This window comes from Glycomyces rhizosphaerae (assembly GCF_042647865.1).
GTDB lineage: Bacteria > Actinomycetota > Actinomycetes > Mycobacteriales > Micromonosporaceae > Glycomyces > Glycomyces rhizosphaerae.
The window spans coordinates 659,175-675,470 of record NZ_JBHRWO010000021.1 but is presented as its reverse complement, the minus strand read 5'-3'; the positions used below and the strand labels follow the sequence as shown (position 1 = coordinate 675,470).

General features: G+C 63.1%; 17 protein-coding genes. 3 read left to right on the top strand and 14 right to left on the bottom strand.

The window, feature by feature from the left end; translation table 11 throughout:
• Positions 1 to 34: 34 nt before the first annotated feature.
• The 11 genes from ACFO8M_RS23485 to ACFO8M_RS23435 form a co-directional block, all read right to left on the bottom strand.
• Positions 35 to 1,234 carry a tyrosine-type recombinase/integrase gene (locus ACFO8M_RS23485; RefSeq protein WP_387980078.1) on the bottom strand — a complete coding sequence of 400 codons (1,200 nt, stop codon included), beginning with the start codon at positions 1,232 to 1,234 and terminating at the stop codon, positions 35 to 37.
• Complete coding sequence (locus ACFO8M_RS23480; RefSeq protein ID WP_387980076.1) at positions 1,227 to 1,415, bottom strand: excisionase family DNA-binding protein; 189 nt, start codon at positions 1,413 to 1,415, stop codon at positions 1,227 to 1,229. The genes ACFO8M_RS23485 and ACFO8M_RS23480 overlap by 8 nt, the downstream gene beginning before the upstream one ends.
• Complete coding sequence (locus ACFO8M_RS23475; protein WP_387980075.1) at positions 1,412 to 2,779, bottom strand: replication initiator; 1,368 nt, start codon at positions 2,777 to 2,779, stop codon at positions 1,412 to 1,414. Before ACFO8M_RS23475 ends, ACFO8M_RS23480 begins: the two co-directional genes overlap by 4 nt.
• Positions 2,780 to 2,878: 99 nt before the next feature.
• Complete coding sequence (locus ACFO8M_RS23470) at positions 2,879 to 3,244, bottom strand: hypothetical protein (RefSeq protein ID WP_387980074.1); 366 nt, start codon at positions 3,242 to 3,244, stop codon at positions 2,879 to 2,881.
• Between the two features lie 30 nt (positions 3,245 to 3,274).
• The gene (locus ACFO8M_RS23465) at positions 3,275 to 4,201 is read right to left on the bottom strand and encodes a hypothetical protein (RefSeq protein WP_387980073.1); all 927 of its coding nucleotides are present in this window, start codon (positions 4,199 to 4,201) and stop codon (positions 3,275 to 3,277) included.
• Positions 4,202 to 4,231: 30 nt separating this feature from the next.
• Positions 4,232 to 5,632: an FtsK/SpoIIIE domain-containing protein gene (locus ACFO8M_RS23460; protein ID WP_387980072.1), complete on the bottom strand. Its 1,401-nt coding sequence runs from the start codon at positions 5,630 to 5,632 to the stop codon at positions 4,232 to 4,234.
• Between the two features lie 124 nt (positions 5,633 to 5,756).
• The gene (locus ACFO8M_RS23455) at positions 5,757 to 5,942 is read right to left on the bottom strand and encodes a hypothetical protein (protein WP_387980071.1); all 186 of its coding nucleotides are present in this window, start codon (positions 5,940 to 5,942) and stop codon (positions 5,757 to 5,759) included.
• 33 nt (positions 5,943 to 5,975) lie between these two features.
• Positions 5,976 to 6,254 (bottom strand): hypothetical protein, encoded by a 279-nt coding sequence (locus ACFO8M_RS23450; RefSeq protein WP_387980070.1) that lies wholly within the window; start codon positions 6,252 to 6,254, stop codon positions 5,976 to 5,978.
• A gap of 248 nt (positions 6,255 to 6,502) precedes the next feature.
• Positions 6,503 to 6,862: a hypothetical protein gene (locus ACFO8M_RS23445; protein WP_387980068.1), complete on the bottom strand. Its 360-nt coding sequence runs from the start codon at positions 6,860 to 6,862 to the stop codon at positions 6,503 to 6,505.
• The gene (locus ACFO8M_RS23440) at positions 6,856 to 7,176 is read right to left on the bottom strand and encodes a hypothetical protein (protein ID WP_387980066.1); all 321 of its coding nucleotides are present in this window, start codon (positions 7,174 to 7,176) and stop codon (positions 6,856 to 6,858) included. Before ACFO8M_RS23440 ends, ACFO8M_RS23445 begins: the two co-directional genes overlap by 7 nt.
• A gap of 548 nt (positions 7,177 to 7,724) precedes the next feature.
• Positions 7,725 to 8,090, bottom strand: a complete 366-nt coding sequence (locus tag ACFO8M_RS23435; protein WP_387980064.1) for a hypothetical protein — start codon at positions 8,088 to 8,090, stop codon at positions 7,725 to 7,727.
• Between the two features lie 270 nt (positions 8,091 to 8,360).
• On the opposite strand from ACFO8M_RS23435, the gene ACFO8M_RS23430 reads away from it, so the two are divergent.
• Together ACFO8M_RS23430 and ACFO8M_RS23425 are read left to right on the top strand one after the other, a co-directional pair.
• A complete protein-coding gene (locus tag ACFO8M_RS23430; RefSeq protein WP_387980062.1) occupies positions 8,361 to 9,224 on the top strand; it encodes a sigma-70 family RNA polymerase sigma factor in 864 nt (287 codons plus the stop codon).
• A 1-nt stretch (position 9,225) separates the two neighbouring features.
• Complete coding sequence (locus ACFO8M_RS23425) at positions 9,226 to 10,059, top strand: protein phosphatase 2C domain-containing protein (protein ID WP_387980060.1); 834 nt, start codon at positions 9,226 to 9,228, stop codon at positions 10,057 to 10,059.
• Between the two features lie 374 nt (positions 10,060 to 10,433).
• Here the strand turns inward: ACFO8M_RS23425 and ACFO8M_RS23420 are convergent, their stop codons facing one another.
• The 3 genes from ACFO8M_RS23420 to ACFO8M_RS23410 all read right to left on the bottom strand — a co-directional run bounded on the left by ACFO8M_RS23420 (position 10,434) and on the right by ACFO8M_RS23410 (position 14,789).
• Entirely contained in the window at positions 10,434 to 11,249 is an 816-nt protein-coding gene (locus ACFO8M_RS23420) for a hypothetical protein (RefSeq protein WP_387980058.1), read from the bottom strand.
• Positions 11,250 to 13,054: 1,805 nt separating this feature from the next.
• Positions 13,055 to 13,366: an IPT/TIG domain-containing protein gene (locus ACFO8M_RS23415; protein WP_387980057.1), complete on the bottom strand. Its 312-nt coding sequence runs from the start codon at positions 13,364 to 13,366 to the stop codon at positions 13,055 to 13,057.
• Positions 13,367 to 13,505: 139 nt separating this feature from the next.
• Complete coding sequence (locus ACFO8M_RS23410; RefSeq protein WP_387980055.1) at positions 13,506 to 14,789, bottom strand: glucuronoxylanase; 1,284 nt, start codon at positions 14,787 to 14,789, stop codon at positions 13,506 to 13,508.
• A 202-nt stretch (positions 14,790 to 14,991) separates the two neighbouring features.
• Here ACFO8M_RS23410 and ACFO8M_RS23405 point away from each other — a divergent pair, with 202 nt between their 5' ends.
• Positions 14,992 to 16,296 (top strand): LacI family DNA-binding transcriptional regulator, encoded by a 1,305-nt coding sequence (locus ACFO8M_RS23405; RefSeq protein WP_387980054.1) that lies wholly within the window; start codon positions 14,992 to 14,994, stop codon positions 16,294 to 16,296.

Below are 16,296 nucleotides of genomic sequence, written 5' to 3'. Positions count from 1 at the left end.
TCACCATGGCGTCCCCCACCAGTCTAGTTCACCCTTACTCCAAGAAGTCCGGCCCAAACTCCTCATCAAGGATCTCCGCGCCCCGCGTAATCACAGGTCGAAGCTGGTGCCGGTAGACCGTCCGCGTGGTCGAGGTCTTCTTGTGACCGACGAGATCGGCGATCAACTCGTCGCGCACGCCGCGGTCCGACATCCACGAAACGAAGGTGTGCCGCAACTCCTTCGGCACCCAATTCCCCTCCACTTTCGCCCGCTCCACAATCGTCTTGAAGTAGCGCCGGACGTTCTTCGCTTCCATCACCGTGTCCTCGCGGGTGCCGAACACATAGACGATGCCCTCGTACTTGTGGCCGTTCCGCTTCCTATCCTCGATCTGCTCGAGCTGGTAGTCGGCGAGGATCCGAACGACGAAGCTCGGCAGGGCGATGGTGCGCCGGCTCTTCTCGGTCTTCATATCGCCGCGGACTCGGACCGATCGCCAGACCTCGATGTGCGGCGGCAAGTCCTCGCGATGCCGCTGCCCGCACGAGCACTCCTCCCCCGTCACCGCGTTGAGGTGCGTGTGCTGCCACTTGAGCGGCCGCGCTTCCTCAGTACGGACGCCGGTGAACATCGAGGTCGCGATGTAAGCCTGAGCCCAGGCCCGCTTCTTGACCCGCAGGATTGCCTTGCCCTGCTCGAAGGTGAGAGCCTTACTTGGACGCCCTTCGAGTCCGGCCGGCGCTTCCACAAGCTCGGCGACATTTCGCGTGACCTTGTTGCGCCGCTGAGCGAAGCGGATCACGCGACGTAGCGTCCCGAGGATGCGCGCGATGTAGCTCGTCGCCCGCTTCTTGGTCAGCCCTGCGAGGAAGTCGTCCACCTCATCGGCCGTCAGCCGCTTCAGTTTGGCCTTGCCCAAGTCAGGGATGATGTGGTTGTCAATGTGGGTCACGACCCCGCTGACCGTGCTCTTCTCCTGTGTGGGCAGACCACGTTTGAGGAAGTCACGGCAGGCCTGCTCGACGGTGTAGCTGTCGCCGAGCTCGATGCCGTTGTCGTGGTCTTCCCGAAGCTCTTTGAGCTTGGCGCGGACTTCTTTCTGTGTCACGCCCCGGACGCTGGGACGATTCCGGCTCCCGTCTGGCTTGGTGCCCAAGGAGATCGAGCCGACATAGCAGTCGTTGGCCTCATCCCAGTAGATCGAACCGTCACCGCGGCGCGCCTGCTTTCTCGGCTTCTTGGCCTCAGCCATGACGCACCGCCTCGCAGCACCCGTCGCCGAGGAAGTCGTCGAGGTCTTCCTTGGCGAAGCGGACGTACTTGCCGACCTTGTAGTAGCGGATGCGCTTCTCGGCGACCAGGCGTCGGATGAACCGCACCGGCACGGACATGTAGATAGCGGCGTCATCGACACCGATCACTCGTGGGCTCATCGGTCCTGATCCTTTCTGTTGTCGCGGTTGAGTTTTCGATCTAGCAGGGATTCGGCGGTGGCGGCGGCGTACTCGCGTTCGGCGTCGTTGTCGTGGCCGAAGGCGACCGCTTCCCAGTCGTTGACGACGAGCACGTCATCCTCGGCGACCTCGAGCGCGGCGAGGGTTTCGGCGAGGCGGTAGCGGGCGCGGATGTTCCGCAGCTCCCCGAGCGTGGTCGACCAGGCGCGCGACTTGGTAAGGAAATGGCCGCGGAAACCGAGCATGTGCGCCCAGCGACGCAGGTTCAGTTCCTCGTAGGCGTCGAGGCCGCCGAGTTCCCAGGCGGTGTGCATCATGGCCTTGTGGTGCGCCGAGACGCTCAGCCGGTCGATGTCCTCTTCGGATCGGATCTTGCGGTCAGGCCCATCGTGGGCGCCGGTCGATTTCGTGGCGTACTTGGCGATATAGGAGGCCAGCCGCGAGGACTTGATGTCGGCCTCCTCCCCCACCTCCCCGGAACCGCCGGCCGCAGCTGTGATGTCCCGCAGATCCAGCTGCGAACCAAACTGGAGCTCGAGCACTTCCCCGGTCCGCCGGGCGACGGTGATGACCGTGTTCTCGGCGGCGGCACGGATGGCTTCGGCGAGCCGTTCCTTCGTGGCCCACACCGGAGCACGAGTCGCAGCGCCCTCGGGGCCATCGAGTCGGATCGCGGCATGGAAGTGGATCAGGCCCCGCCGCTGGTATTCGGCGACCTTGGCGTAGGAGAGCCGAGCAGCATCCTTGAACTCCGCAACCTTCAGGCCAGCGGCGTGAGCGAGGTGGCGGCGCAGCGCGATGGTGAACCGGTGCCACAGCTTCCCCGCGTGGGCCTGCCACAGCACAGCAGCCTCAAAGTCGTAGGCGCCGAGGTCGATGGCGGTACCCAGCCGCGTGTCAGCCTCGCGGTGCCACTCCCCGCAGGAGCAGGGCCGCTTGAGACGGCCACCGGCACCGACAACGCGGGAGTGGACCGGCCCAAAGGACGGCGGTGTGAGCGTGACGAAGTAGCGGGGCCGGTCGGCGACCTCAGCGGCAATCCCCTTGGCTGCGTCGCCATCGAGGCCGGCGCGGATGAGGTGGAACGCGTCCTCGGCGTACCACTGCGAGCAGGCCGGGCATAGGTTCTCGCGGCGTGTCCCGCACGGCACCCACACCGACCCCGCGGTTTCCTTAAGGATGGCGCCGGTGTGCCTGTGAGTGATGGTCGAGGAGCCGCGGAGCTTGATCGGTGCAGCGCAACCGTGAACGGACTTCACTTTGTCCTTCCAGGCCCGGAAGCCCGGTCGGGTGAACAAGGCGCGCAGTTCGGTGTCGTTGTCGATGGTGGCGGTATGCTGCATGGAGTTTCCTGCTTTCTGCTAGCGGAGAGCACAAAGCCCGGACCAGGTGCGAACTGGTCCGGGCTTTCGCGTGCTGAGGATCGGATTCGGTTGGGGCCCTTATGACTCGGAGGAGTCCGAGCCCCGAAATTTGGCGGCGCGGGCTTCGAGCCCGGCGACGTAGGTTCCGGATTCCGCTTCAATATAGGAGCGGATGAGCTCGACGGCGAGGACGCTCCCGATCTCTCCGTTCGCGTTCCGCGGGACGAGGATCGCCTTCGGGTTGCGGTGCGGGACCTCGGCGACGGTGGCGGTGTCGCCGCCGGAGTAGTCGATGGTCACGTACTCGCCGCCGTTCTCGGCGATCGCGGCAGCGGCTTCGGGGGTTTCGGCCGCCACGAGCTTGTAGCCGAATTCTTCGAAGCCGGATCGGATCGCGTCGCGCAGGTCCGAGGTACCGGAATAGATGATGTAGGACATGAACATGGTGATTGCCTTTCGTTGTGTTGCAACGGGTTACACCGGGGCGTGTGCGGCGGCGTAGTACTTGGCTGCCTGCTCGGCCATAGCGGCAGGCAGTTTGATGACGGCCTGCACGTCAGCCGCGGTAATCGCCCGCCCGGTGTCGGCGAGTTCAGCGGCCTTGGCCTCGATGCCCTGCGCGATCTGCGCGGGGAGCTTGGGCGGCGTCAGGTGCGCAGGTGGCGTCAGGTCAGGGTTCGAAGTTGTCAGCGGCGGCAAGCCCGGAGAGACCGGAGCCGGAGCTGAAGGACGAGACGGAAGCTCAGCCTCGAGACTCGCCACGGTCGTCGGCGGCGATGCCGGAGCCGGTTTGGCCGGCACGGTCTCGCGAGCGGCTTCCCGTTCGGCGGCGGCCGTGAGGTTGGCGATCTCGGCGAGGACCTTCGCCCGTGCCATCGCGAACCGGTCTTGCACGATCGGCATGACCTCGGCGAGGCAGAACACCAGGCCGGGGAAGGCGACGTGCAGGACCTTCTCGACTGTTGTTCCGTCGAGGGAGGAGAGCACGTTCATGGCGAGCGTGGAGCCCAGCAGCGCCCACTTCGTGAAGGAGACCCATTTCGAGTCGATGGCGATGCCGCGCATGAGCATGGCCGCCTCCCACCGGAGCACGGTGATGAGCATTCCGGCGAGAGCCGGTTCGACAGCCCAGGCGCCCCACCACATTGGTTCGGCGATGGTCAGGCCCTCGGCGATGAAGTCGTGGACGCCGACCGTGGTGTAGGCGAGCCCGACCGACAGGAAGAACCACAGTGCCCCGGTGATCGAGGTCCGGAACCGGTCGAGTTCCACGATCTTCAAGTACGGGTCGTCAGCGATCCGGTGGACCTGGCGAGCCTCCCCGACCTTCTTGCGGAGCTTCGCGACCTTCTTGGCCTCCTCTTCGGCATCATCGGATGGTTTCGCTTGTCGTGCAGTCATGTTTGTTTCCTCCCTTCAGGAGTAATCGGGTTAGGCGACGAGGCGCAGGTGTGGTTCGGCGGTGCCGGTCGAGGAGTCGGTCACGAAGTCGACCAGTTCGCGAATGTCGGCGTCCGAGGAGTAGGCAGCTCGGACGCGCACCGGGGTGCGGGTGTACTGGGCGACTTTGAAGCCGATGCCGGCACTCTCGGGAACGGCGGGGATCTCGTCGGCGATCGCGCCGCGGGTTCGCATCCCGTCGCCGAGCACCATGTCGGCATGAGCCGCATTCGTCGCGCGGAGGCAGACGCGGAGGGTGAACAGCTCGCGGCAGCTCACGACATCCTTGGTCGGCTCTTGGACGAAGCCCCACATGGCGTGGCCGGTGGCGAGGCCTTGGGAGCCGATGAGGTCCATGCCGGTGCGGATGGTCCGCATGTTCGCCCGGTCGTTCTTCTCGTCCCCGGATCCGTAGGCGAGCATCGCGCCGAGTTCGTCGGCAACGAGGAGGTTCAGCGGCGTCTCGACACTCGGTGTGAACTTCCGAAGGCCCTGTTCCTGCAAGAGCGCCTGCACGCGTTGCTGATCGGCCAGGAACTCCTTCACCACCTCGGCGCTCTCGCCAACGCCGGAGCCGTACCGGTAGGCCATCTCCTTGCCGAGCGCGAGTTCAGTCTGTTTCGGGTCGCACAGCCACACCCGGACAATCCCGTCCCGGATGAGCGGCGCCAACGATCGGAGCAGCGCCCACGTGCACGAGTTCTTCCCCGAGCGGGAAGCCCCGGCAAAAAGCATGTGGTTGTCCACGACCGATTCACGCCACTCGGCTCCGTATTCGTCCAGACCGAGGTACACCGAGGTCAAGTCGATCTCTTCGGCATCCTCAACCAGATCCGGAGCGGGAATCACAGCAGTGAACGGCTCGGTCCGCTGCACGATCAACGCCACGATCTGCGGTTTCACCTTCTCGATCGAGACCCGCTCAGCGTTGAACGCCACGGCGAGGGCTTCGAGGGCATCGGTCCACAGCTTGTGCGTCTGGCCTTTCAGGAGTTTGACCCACACGGTTTCGACGTGCGGGGAGTGCGCCCGGAGCTTGGTCACCCGCGGGACGAGGAGTTCCCCGGTGTCAGGGTGCTGGCGGGTCAGGCCGATCTCGCGCATGTTCCGCCGCCACGCCGGGCCTGTGTAGGTCAGGGAGAGCCAACGGCGACGAGCAGTCCGCAAGTGCGGCATGACGATCCGGTCGAAGCTGCCGGGGTGGGCGCGTGCCCAGGCGATCGAGGCTGCCAGGCCCGTCCCAGCGGCCCATGCGGTGATCTCGGGAGCCGAAGTGGCGGCGTACCCCAGTGCTGGCAAGCCCACCGACAAGCTCGGGTGGTGCACGGCCCAGGCGGCAGCCTTCCATTCCAGACCGGTCTTGCGTTTCGTATTGATGTGGTTTTCAGGCATGACAGATACCTCCCGCCTAGTGGCGTGATTCGTTGTGAGTCAATGGATTTCGTTCAGTGTTCGGCGGATGTGACCGCCCCTCGGTCCCCGTGTGCCGAGGGGGATCAGACCGGCCGAAGCGGGTCTAGTTGATGCGGGCCGTTTCCTGCAGCAGCACCATGAAGTGCGCGGCGTCGCGGGCGGCGGACTCGTGGGATCGCTTGAATCCCATCTCCTTGTCCGGCAGGCCCACCATGGCCTCGCGCAGTTGCTTCATGGCGAGGTCGATCGCGGCGGCGGTGTTCTCGATGTTGCGGCGGCTCAGTTCCATGTGTTCGTCCTTTCCGTTGTGCGCCTGGGGTTTCTAGGTCCATTCCCAGGACTTGAGTTTCGATTCGTGCTTGCGGGCCTTGACGACCAGCGAGTTCATGGAGTCGTTCAGGTCCTCCGCGGCGTCGAAGAGTTCGTCGGGCTCCACGTAGCCCCATCCGGTCGGCTTCTCGGTGTCGTAGGCGTGTCCGTAGGCCCTGACGAGCTGATCGGCTTCCTCCAGGGCCATCCCGAGGGCGGACAGTGCGTTGACGAAGTTCTCGTACTTCTGCTTCGAGCGACCGTTGAGTTTGAACCAGTCGATGCGTTCCACGCGGTTCTCCTTCCTATGCGCGGAGATTGGCCAGGTGGCCACGCAACCCCACCGACCCCCGTAGGCGGTGGAGCAGCGAAGCAATCAGGCATTGCTCTCCAGGTCAGTTAGTTGGTCCAGTAGCGGAAGATGCGGCGCGCCGCGAACTTCAGCAGCGCGACGTTCAGCAGCAGGGACGCGGCCAGGACCAGCCACACCCACCAGAAGTCCTCCATGGGTTCATCTCCTTTCATTTCGCTTGGGGCCGTTTACAACAGCCCGCTTGGGTTGAGTCGGAACCAGGTCTCGGCGTCGTGTTGATCGGCGACGCATTCGACGTGGACGACATGACCGGCCAGCAGATGCTGGGCGTACAAGACCACCTCAGGAGGCGGTCCGAATTCGAAGCCGGGATCGGCGCCGGTGGCATCGCACCAGTCCGCGAAGTCCCGCACCGCCCCGTAGCCCTCGAAGATCCCGGTCAACTCGCGACCAGCGACCCAGCGAGGCTGGATAGTGCCGGCAGGCACAACTTCCGCAAGCACCTGCCGGAACAACATGTCGACGTCGGCCGGATTCTGTGAGGACCGGACCCGCTCGACGTCGGTCGGCAGGATCCCGTTCACCACAGGCCGTGCGCCTCGGCTTCTTCATCTGAGACGTAAGCGCACAGGTGCACCTTGACGCCCTCGATCTGGACGACCGTGAAGGCCTTGACCGAGCGATCCCAGGAGCGTCCGGCCTCGTAGTCGATCTCGCCGCCGTATTGGTCGACGAAGTACCGAAGATCGCGCAACGTGTCGAGCTTCGCCTTCAGCTCAAACTGGCCGAAGTAGTAATGCGGCTCAACCAATCCCATAGTTTTCAAGTGCTGGTCGACCCGGGCTCGCGCCTCCCGCTCGAACGGGTTCAGATCCCGGAACAGCTTCGACAGCTCGCTCACCGCGCCACCCCCGCCAGACCGACATGGGCCCGATGGGCCTCCACGCACAATGGCGCGATCAGCGGACTGACCGGCGGCAGCTCACTCCGATCGGCACAGGACCGGCAGACCGTGACGCAGGCCAGGCCGGCATCCGTTTCGATCTCCCGCACCTCCAGGCCCCGGCGTTTGCCGCAGGCCGCGCATTCGGAGGCCAGAGGGCAATCGCGAGTCTCTCGATTTGCCATTCGATCACCTCATTCCTTGTGACCCGCACATCGACGTTCGACGTGCACAAACCTCCACGGAGAAGCAGCTCCTTCCTTGTGCCCGTGGAGGAATGAACCCAGCGACCGCGACACGATGTGTCTATTGCGGACGGCGAGTCAGCCCGGAAAAGGCAAGCTCAAACACACTGTTGAATTCAGAAACAACTCGCCAGCAGACGAACGCGCAGATCTATTCGATCCACCCGAACGGAACCGCTAGCCCCGTGCCCTAGCCGGACTCAAACCGGCCGCTCCCGCAAGCTTTAGGAGGTAGGGCCACCCAGCAGCGCCAACTGCTGGTTAGCCCCCGAGGGGGACGATCGTGCGGGCCTTGAAGGACAGGCCGGACATCGTGATCTGCCCGCCGTCCTTGATCTCATAAGGAGAGACCGTCGCGCCGGACAGCTCGACAAGCGCGCCCTCTTCGAACCCGTCACCGGGGTCGCGCGGCAGCGTCACCTTGATCTCTTCGCCCTTGGAACGACGGCCGTTTGCGTTCGCCTCACGGGCCTTCGCGAACAGCACCACCACATACTGCGGCTCATCGGAGTCGTAACCCATCGAGGGAACGACCTGCCCCGTCTCGCGGTCAACACGCGTCTTCATCTCCGGAGCTTCCGTGACCATCAGCTTGTAACCACCCAGGTCAACCGGCAGATTCTGCATGAGAACACCTTCCTTCCGAGCGGAGATCGAGACCGCCTCGATCCCCATCTGATTCGCCCTACGCGATCAGATCGTTCGCTGCCCTCAACTTGATGTTTAGGGGCATAAACCAAGTGAACCACGCGGTCATACATCCGTCAAGGGCCATCAACAAGAAAATTTCGCCCAGCTCAACAACAGCGGCAACTCACGGTATCTAGCAGGCAAAACGCAGCTGGTGACACCACATCCCCGACTTGTTTACCCCCCTTACTCATGTACGCTGGGGGCATGACGATCAACTTCGAGGTACCTCAAGTGGCTCGGGCGCTCCGTGAGATCAAGGACCCTCTTGAGCGAACGAAAGCAGCGCACAAGGCTGTCGATCAGCTCAACGACGAGATCAACAAGGTGTACGCAGTCAGACGAGAAGGCCTTGACGAATTGATCAACGGCGGCATGCGGGCCATCGATGTCGCAGATGTCCTCGGAGTGTCACGATCCCGGATCTCGCAGCTGCGGGCCCAAGGAGCGAAGCCTGAGCGGGCGTTCTTCGGCACAGGCACGCTGACCATCGCGATCGGCACTAAGCCCGAACAGGGACGTACTGATACCGCTTCGAAGTACGTGGTCTCGACAGAAGCGATGAACGCGTTCCACGTTCTTGCTGATGCCGCAAGCGCCCTCGGACTTGACGCCGTGAACGAGGAAGTTCCTCCTCCTGGTCTAGTCAATCTCAACCGTCCGAACCTCGTTGTTCTGACCGCCCCGCGAGTACTCCCCTTCCTCGAGCAAGTCCTCGCTGCGGATTCACACCTTGGGTTCAAGGAAGACAGCACAGGCTGGTACCTGGTCGACAAGACCATCGGCGTCGAGTACCGCTCCCCGAGCGACAAGGGCATCAGCCAGGACTACGGCTACATCGGCAGACTGCCTCGTCCCGACGGCAACGGCACATTCCTCTATGCCGCCGGCATTCACTCTGAGGGAACGCTTGGAGCTGCAGAGTGGCTCTCGGAGAACGTGGGCAAGCTGTACCGCGAGCTCAAGACCAAGCGCTTCTCGGTCCTCTTGTCCGTCAACTACGACGAGAAGACCCGCAAGATCACGACCGTCGAGCCGCTCAGCCAGGTCTACGAGCAGGGCGGCGCCTGACGTGAAGGTCACCGCGTACAGCAGCCCTGGTTCACCAGCGAAGCCGAACGAGGACTACTTCCTGGTGGATCCCACCACGGCCATCGTGCTTGATGGCGCCACGGCACGAACCGATACAGGATGCATCCACGGTGCAGACTGGTTCGCCACCAACCTAGGCAATGCCCTCAAGCCACACGTCAGCGAGGAGGGAAACCTCAGGCGCGCCCTCGAACTTGCTATCGAGGAGGTCGCCGAACGCCACCGTGGAACCTGCGATCTAACCCACCCTGGGACACCGAGCGCAGCGGTAGCGATCATCAGTGTTGCCCCGGAGGAAACGAGGTGGCTCTTGCTCGGAGACGCAACCATCCTCTTCGAAACCTCCGAAGGAAGGTTCGTTAAGAGCGACCAGCGTGGCCGGCTTCCGATCCCTCCCGAACAGCAAGAAGCCGACAAGTACCTGATCGGAGACCCACGCAAAGACGTTGCCCTTCAGGCGATGAAGCGAGCAGAGTTGGCAACCCGTAACACGCCTGATGGATTCTGGGTAGCTGCCGCAGACAGCTCAATTGCATACCAGGCCCTTATCGGCGGACTCCCGACCGCAGAGATCGAAGCACTCGTGATCATGAGCGATGGCGCAGCCCGAGCTGTGGATCTCTTCCACCTCGTGTCCTGGGAAGAGTTTGGAAAAGTCGCATTCGGCGATGGGCCTCAAGCGATCATCGACGCCGTTCGAGAAGTTGAGAAAGCGGATCCCGTAGGCGAACGATGGCCGCGAAACAAGCCGTCGGACGACGCCACGATAATCGCATGCAAGTTGGGTCATGAACGAAGAAGTGCTGGAATATAGCCAGGATTGGGAACATTCTCCTGTTTTCGTTCAGGCCCCATGCAAGATTTCTCGGAATTACCACGACGAACCACAAGCCATCCCTAGACTGTCGGAGGATATTACATGGGTCCATCGTTCAGATAGGAGAATCTTCAATGAGAGTCTCACCGTATTATTCTGCTGATCCTGATGATCCCGATGTGTACCACTATCATGATACTTGCCCCGCTGGAAAGCGGATCAATCCAGGGAACCTACGCCAAGGCACCGGACCGAATGGGACGTACCGGCGATGCCATCGGTGCGAAGAGATCGACTAGTGTGCTCTTCATGCGCGCAGAATCTGCAAACTAGTCAGCTTCCGACTGAAGCAGATCAATTTCCTCGGGATTTCAGGGGTGGCCCCGAGGATCTGGCTCGGCATGGGATTCACGGAATTTGCGAATTTCCTCTTTACTCGGGGCCATGCCATAATCGCGACCGTCTGTCCGACCGCCCGTAAGAGCAAGATTGAATCGGGCCACAATTTCGTTAGCTGCGGCGATATCGGCTGCATGAATTCGCCGGTATTCGGTGAACATCCAACCGTACAGATCTTGCATCTGTTTCGAATACTCTTCTATAACCGTACGAAGTCTAATTGAATCGCCCGATGATTCAATAAACTTCCGCACAGGAGCGGTCCAATTGTCCCAGCCTAGTAGAGCCTGGCAATTGAGAAGTACTTTGCTGTCTATGACACTGGAGCTGATCGTTACAGTGTGATCAAACGGCACCATTCCGTAATGGAGAAGATAGTTTCGAAGGTTCCTCAGGAATTTCGAACTCGACAAATTCCAGATCTTCTCATTGCGGCGAGCAAACTCCGCAGCGAACTCGGTATCAGGGTACTTACCCAAGAGCCTCTTCGTGTGCTCCACGAGCGCGACCGCGGAGCTGATCATGTTCTGCAGTCGCTGGTCCAACCGTCCATAAAACTCGTCAGCTACGTCAGGAGGCCGTACATTCTGAATGAGCTCGAGCGCTAGCTCTTGGTCAGTCTCAGCAGCCACCACCAAGCCGTGCAGTTCTTTCATATTTCGAAAGAACACGTCACACGAACGAGTAATCTCGCTCCGTCGATCGTCTGCAATCTTTCCAGGATGTACAGCCAATTGCCGCCGAAGTTGATTCATCTGCAATTGATCATCTTCGCCCGATTTCTCCATATGCGACTCCCATCATCAGGATTCAGCGCGGCTGGCTCAACCGCTAATTCCCTATTTGAACAAACTCCGTCCAGGATGGCAAGAGCGAAAGAGTGCTCTCGGCGACAAGGTTTCGGCTGCCGCAGCTCAGGTGAGATGGCGAACGGATCTCAGGGGAGCCGCGAATCATTCGGCCTCCGTCCTGTTACCGCCAAACTTCCCGCCGAGGTTCCTTCGAACACTCCATGACTTCCCTCGCTTCCGCGGTTGCCGATTCTCAGTTACGCCTTGGCGTGCGTGTTCAAACTTTCTATACATCATCAAGGGCGCGCTGCGCGCGCCTGGCGCACGCCGCTCGCCCGGGGCATGCGGCCTCCGGCCGTTCCGCGGGCGGCGGCGGCGCCAGCGAGGCGGACCAGACGAAGAACGGCCGGCACGGGCACGACTCCGGGCCGGGTGGGCGCAGGGGCGCCAGGGCAGCGACAGCGGGAACGTGGGAAGCGTCGCGTACCTCGGAACCACCGACCGACTTCATCGCGCGAGACTCCGGCTCCGATCGCGTAGGAGCCGAATGAACGTTGTCCGCGTCCGCGGGGTCGAGACCGTGGCGGTCGCCGTCACCGCCGCAGGTTCGGATAGGGCTACTTGCCGCCGCAAGCGTCGGCTACGACAAGGTTGCAGCACTGTTTGACTCATGCACCGTCTGTCTTTCAAGTAGCCTTAGCAGATGGTCAATATTCATGTTCATCTTGGGACTGAGGATGACACACTAACTGGTCTAATCACCGCCTATGGAACAGCTGCCGCCGCACTCATTTCAGCAGCCGCAGTAGTCGTTGCACTATTCCTGGCGTCACGAAGTAGAAAGCACCAGCTACTCGATCGCAAAGAGGACCTGGAACGGGAACTTCAAGCCCTGGCAGATATGATCGTCGTTGATTTCGTGGTTCAAGATATGGGGTTCAATCGTAGATCAGGTCAGACTCATCAGGTATATGCAAAGGTTAGTAATCACAGTGGGTATCCAATCTTGGACGTCACTCTCGAGTTTTACACAAGACCGCTCATCGATAATCCCGAGCTCCTCTCTAAAACTGAGAAGATAATTCTTCCGGATGATCAAGAACACTTCATTATCCAAGTTTGCGAACCCGAAGACGCCTCGAATCCTGTCACTGCATCGAGGCTGAAATGGCGGGACCATTACGGAAATCACTGGTTCCTCGACCGAGATGGTGATTATCCGAAGCCCTTTCAGCGTGTATTAGTCCCTTCAGAAGCGGTCCGTCGACCCCATCTGAACCGAAAGGAACTGAATCCGTCGGGAGTGTCGTACTCCTTCATCGCGCACGCAGTCGCAACTAGGTCGGTCGGTCACGTCGCCGATGCACCTGGCAAACCTTGCCACGGTGTCGACTCGGCTATCCCCCAGACCAGGCAATGCCACCGACAGGCAGATTCGCACGCGTCCCAAGGGAACGCCTAAGCGGCCTGCATAGCACCGGCTCAGAGCCAAATCCAGAGCCGATGAAGCGGACAGCAGAGGTCAACGAGGGTTCTCACGGGCGCGGACGATTCGGCCTTGAGCTGGGCATATGCCTCTGACCAGGCATCTAAAATGGGCCAATTCAGCTTCACACGCGAGGGGTCACTGGTTCGATCCCAGTATCGAGCACCAAAAGCATTGCCCCGGCCGATCAGGCCGGGGCTTTTGCGTTGAGGCCGAACCCGGAGCCGATAGGCCCTCAAGGGCATCATGCGAAGAGCGCATGACACTGCCGCCCAGCCTCGGTTGAAGCTGGGCGGCAGCGGCTGTTTACGTCAGGTTAGGACCGGACGGTGAACTTGAGCCGGTTGCTCTCTCCGGTGGAGTTGGACAGCAGGATCTGTCCGCCACCGGCAGCGAGGCCCCGAGGGACCCGCACCTTCACCTGGTCGTCCTCGCCGCGTTGGACGATCTCGCCGCGGCGAGTGTCCTGCCCGACCTGGAACGTGGCCTTCTCCACCGAGGCCAGGTTGCGGCCCCTGATGGTGATGGTGTCGCCCTCGCTGCCGGACTCCGGCGACGCCTGTTCGATGGTCGGCGTCCGAGCGTCGAGGTTCTTGTCCAGTTCGGGACGCTGCTGTGCCTGCGTCATTTTCTACCCCCGTGTTTGACAGACTCCGGATTCTCCGAGAGTCGCTCACACCGAATCTTGCGGGAGATGCAAGCCGGCGTGACTGAAACCGCGAAGCTCGGACTGTCCGAAATCCGACACAACCATTTCAGGAAGAGGACTAACCGAAGACGAATGTTCTAATACTGCGGGCCGGGAGTTGGGAGCCGAAAGAGCCGTTGGTCATGGGGACCGAGGTGTAGGGCGCGAGGGTGCGGGTCGCGTCGGTGAGCCAGGTGGCGAGGCTGCCGGAGCCGGCGTCGCGAATGGTGAAGGGGAGATAGACGTCCGAGGCGTTCTTGTTGATGGCGACGATGACGATCCTGGCGCCGCTCTTGAACGCCGTGATGAAGACGTTCGACTGGGGATTCGCGGTCGCGGTGATCCGGGAGTAGCCGGGGCGGACCCACTTGGAGAAGTGCGCCATGTTGGCGCCGCGCTTGCTGATCTGGCCGTCCTCGCGCATCGGGCCGTAGCTGCGCCGGATGTACCACCAGACGTAGGTCTGGAACCGGCCGTAGACCAGCGCGCGGTGGAGGTGCTCGCCGGTGTCGAGGGCCCCGGGCCAGAGGTCGGCCGAGTCGCTGCTGTTGGGGTGGTAGACCTCCGTCATCCACAGCTCCTTGCCGCCGCCCTTCTGCTGGAAGAGCGGGTAGGGGAAGTCCGCGGCCTGGGTGCCGTAGAGGTGGGCGCCGATGATGTCCACATTGGCCAGAGCGGCGGGGTCGTTGAGGATCGGGTCGGAGAGGTTCTTGCGGTACTGGAACGATTCCGGCGCGATGACTCTGGTGTTGATCGATCCGGCGTTGTTGCGGAGGAAGTTGACGATCTCGGTGGGGGTCCATGCCGTCCACTCCGCGGCGTAGTCCGGTTCGTTCTGCACCGAGATCCCGTACAGGCTCACCCCGTTGTTGCGCATGAACGTGGAGAAGTCGTTGAGGTGCTGCGCGTAGGCGCCGTACTGGTCGTAGCGGAGCCGCTTGCCGCCCGAGAAGCTCTCGGTCATGGAGGCCGGCGGGTTCCACGGCGAGGCGATCACCTTGGCGCCCAGGGCACTCGCGCGCTGTGCCGTGGCGAGTTCGCGGCTCCAGTTCGCCCGGTCCTCGTGGACGGGGATGCGCAGCACGGTGAAACCGAGCTGCCCGGCGCCGTTGCCGAACGCGGTCTCGCGCTGGGCGGCGGTGAGGTCGTTGATCCAGACCGTGTGGTTCATGCCGCCGAAGCCCAGGATGGTCTGCTGCACGGTGGCCGGCTCGACGACCACCGTGGTCTGGGCCGATGCCGGGGCGGCCGCCGCGAGTACCGGGAGCGCGACGCCCGCAGTCAGCAGTGACCGCCGACGGAACGACCGCGAACCCGCGGCCTCGGATCGGTCCTGGCCTGGTTCCAAGGGGTCACGTGTCATGGGTCCTCCTTCTGCGGCGCGAGAATGAAGCGCCACATGCGACGGTTCGGGGAGCGGCGGAACCGTGCGATCCACCGTGGTTATCGCATAGATTAAGTTCGATATATGGGTATGTCAACACTCGCATTGCGACTGACGTGGAGCCGTTCGTGGAGCGTTTCTTAGATTTCCAGGACCTGCTCCACGCTGCTAGGGTCGCTCCATGAAGGGTTCCTCAGGTTCGCGGCGGTCCCGTGGCGAGATCGAACGGCTCCCGAGCGGATCGCTGCGAGTGCGGGTCTACGACGGCCTCGACCCCGCGTCGAAGAAGCGCCGCTACCTGGTGGAGACGGTGCCCGCGGGGCCCGAAGCCGCGGCCGAGGCCGAACGGGTGCGCACCCGCCTGGTCGACGAGGCCGCCGAGCGCCGCGCGTCCAGGACCCGCGCGAGCGAAGGGCGCCATGGCGAATCACGGGTGGCGCGAAGCGCCGAAGGGCCGGTCTCGGCGGTGCCCGTGGAGCGGACGCGGAGCCAATTGACCGTGGCGGCGATCGCACGGTTGGCAGGGGTGTCGGCGCCGACCGTGTCGAAGGTGCTCAACGGTCGTCCGGGCGTGGCCGCCGAGACGCGCGGGCGCGTGGAGCGGCTGCTGCGCGAGCACGGGTACCGCCGCCCGGAGAAGGTGTCGCGGGCCGCGAGCGTGGAAGTGGTCTTCTACGGCATGCACGGCCAGCTCGCGGTGGACGTCATGCGGGGAGTGAAGACGGTCGTCGCCGAGCACGAGCTGGCGGTGGCCTTCACCGAAGCGCGGCAAGAGGAGTCGACCGGCCGAGGCTGGGCGCGCGAGCTGCTCGCGCGCCGCCCGACCGGGGTGATCGTGGTCCACATGGGATTCACGCCCGAGCAGCACGCCCTCCTGGCCGCCAGCGGCATCCCGCTGGTGGCGCTCGATCCCGCCGGTGAGCCGCTGCACCCGATCCCCTCTGTCGCCGCAGGAAACCGGCACGGCGCGATCGCCGCCGCGCAGCACCTGCTCGACCTCGGCCACACCAGGATCGGCGTGATCACCGGGCCGCTCGAGCGGTTGAACGCGCGGGACCGGTTCGAGGGCGTCAGCGCCGCAATGGAAGCGGCCGGCGCGCCGTTGGACCGCCGCCTGGTCCGCACGGGCATGTGGTTCTCGTTCGAGGAGGGGCTGGCCGTCGGCAGGGAGCTGCTGGGACTGGCCGATCCTCCGACCGCCGTGCTGTGCGGCAACGATCTGCAGGCGCTGGGGGTCTACGAGGCCGCGCGCATCGCCGGGGTCGCCATCCCCTCCGATCTGAGCGTGATCGGCTTCGACGACCTCTCGTACACGCGGTGGTGCGGACCCGCGATGACGACCGTGCGCCAGCCGTTCGCCGAGATGGGGGCCACCGCCGCCAAGCTGCTGCTGGAGCTGGCGGCAGGCGAGGCCGTGACGCAGACCCGCATCGAACTGGCGACGACGCTGGTCGTCCGCGCCAGCACGGCGCCGCCCTCGGCTTGA

Coding starts and splice junctions, on each gene's coding strand:
- ACFO8M_RS23485 (WP_387980078.1), bottom strand. CDS start 1,234: ATGGCTGAGGCCAAGAAGCCGAGAAAGCAGGCGCGCCGCGGTGACGGT.
- ACFO8M_RS23480 (WP_387980076.1), bottom strand. CDS start 1,415: ATGAGCCCACGAGTGATCGGTGTCGATGACGCCGCTATCTACATGTCC.
- ACFO8M_RS23475 (WP_387980075.1), bottom strand. CDS start 2,779: ATGCAGCATACCGCCACCATCGACAACGACACCGAACTGCGCGCCTTG.
- ACFO8M_RS23470 (WP_387980074.1), bottom strand. CDS start 3,244: ATGTTCATGTCCTACATCATCTATTCCGGTACCTCGGACCTGCGCGAC.
- ACFO8M_RS23465 (WP_387980073.1), bottom strand. CDS start 4,201: ATGACTGCACGACAAGCGAAACCATCCGATGATGCCGAAGAGGAGGCC.
- ACFO8M_RS23460 (WP_387980072.1), bottom strand. CDS start 5,632: ATGCCTGAAAACCACATCAATACGAAACGCAAGACCGGTCTGGAATGG.
- ACFO8M_RS23455 (WP_387980071.1), bottom strand. CDS start 5,942: ATGGAACTGAGCCGCCGCAACATCGAGAACACCGCCGCCGCGATCGAC.
- ACFO8M_RS23435 (WP_387980064.1), bottom strand. CDS start 8,090: ATGCAGAATCTGCCGGTTGACCTGGGTGGTTACAAGCTGATGGTCACG.
- ACFO8M_RS23430 (WP_387980062.1), top strand. CDS start 8,361: ATGACGATCAACTTCGAGGTACCTCAAGTGGCTCGGGCGCTCCGTGAG.
- ACFO8M_RS23420 (WP_387980058.1), bottom strand. CDS start 11,249: ATGGAGAAATCGGGCGAAGATGATCAATTGCAGATGAATCAACTTCGG.
- ACFO8M_RS23415 (WP_387980057.1), bottom strand. CDS start 13,366: ATGACGCAGGCACAGCAGCGTCCCGAACTGGACAAGAACCTCGACGCT.
- ACFO8M_RS23410 (WP_387980055.1), bottom strand. CDS start 14,789: ATGACACGTGACCCCTTGGAACCAGGCCAGGACCGATCCGAGGCCGCG.
- ACFO8M_RS23405 (WP_387980054.1), top strand. CDS start 14,992: ATGAAGGGTTCCTCAGGTTCGCGGCGGTCCCGTGGCGAGATCGAACGG.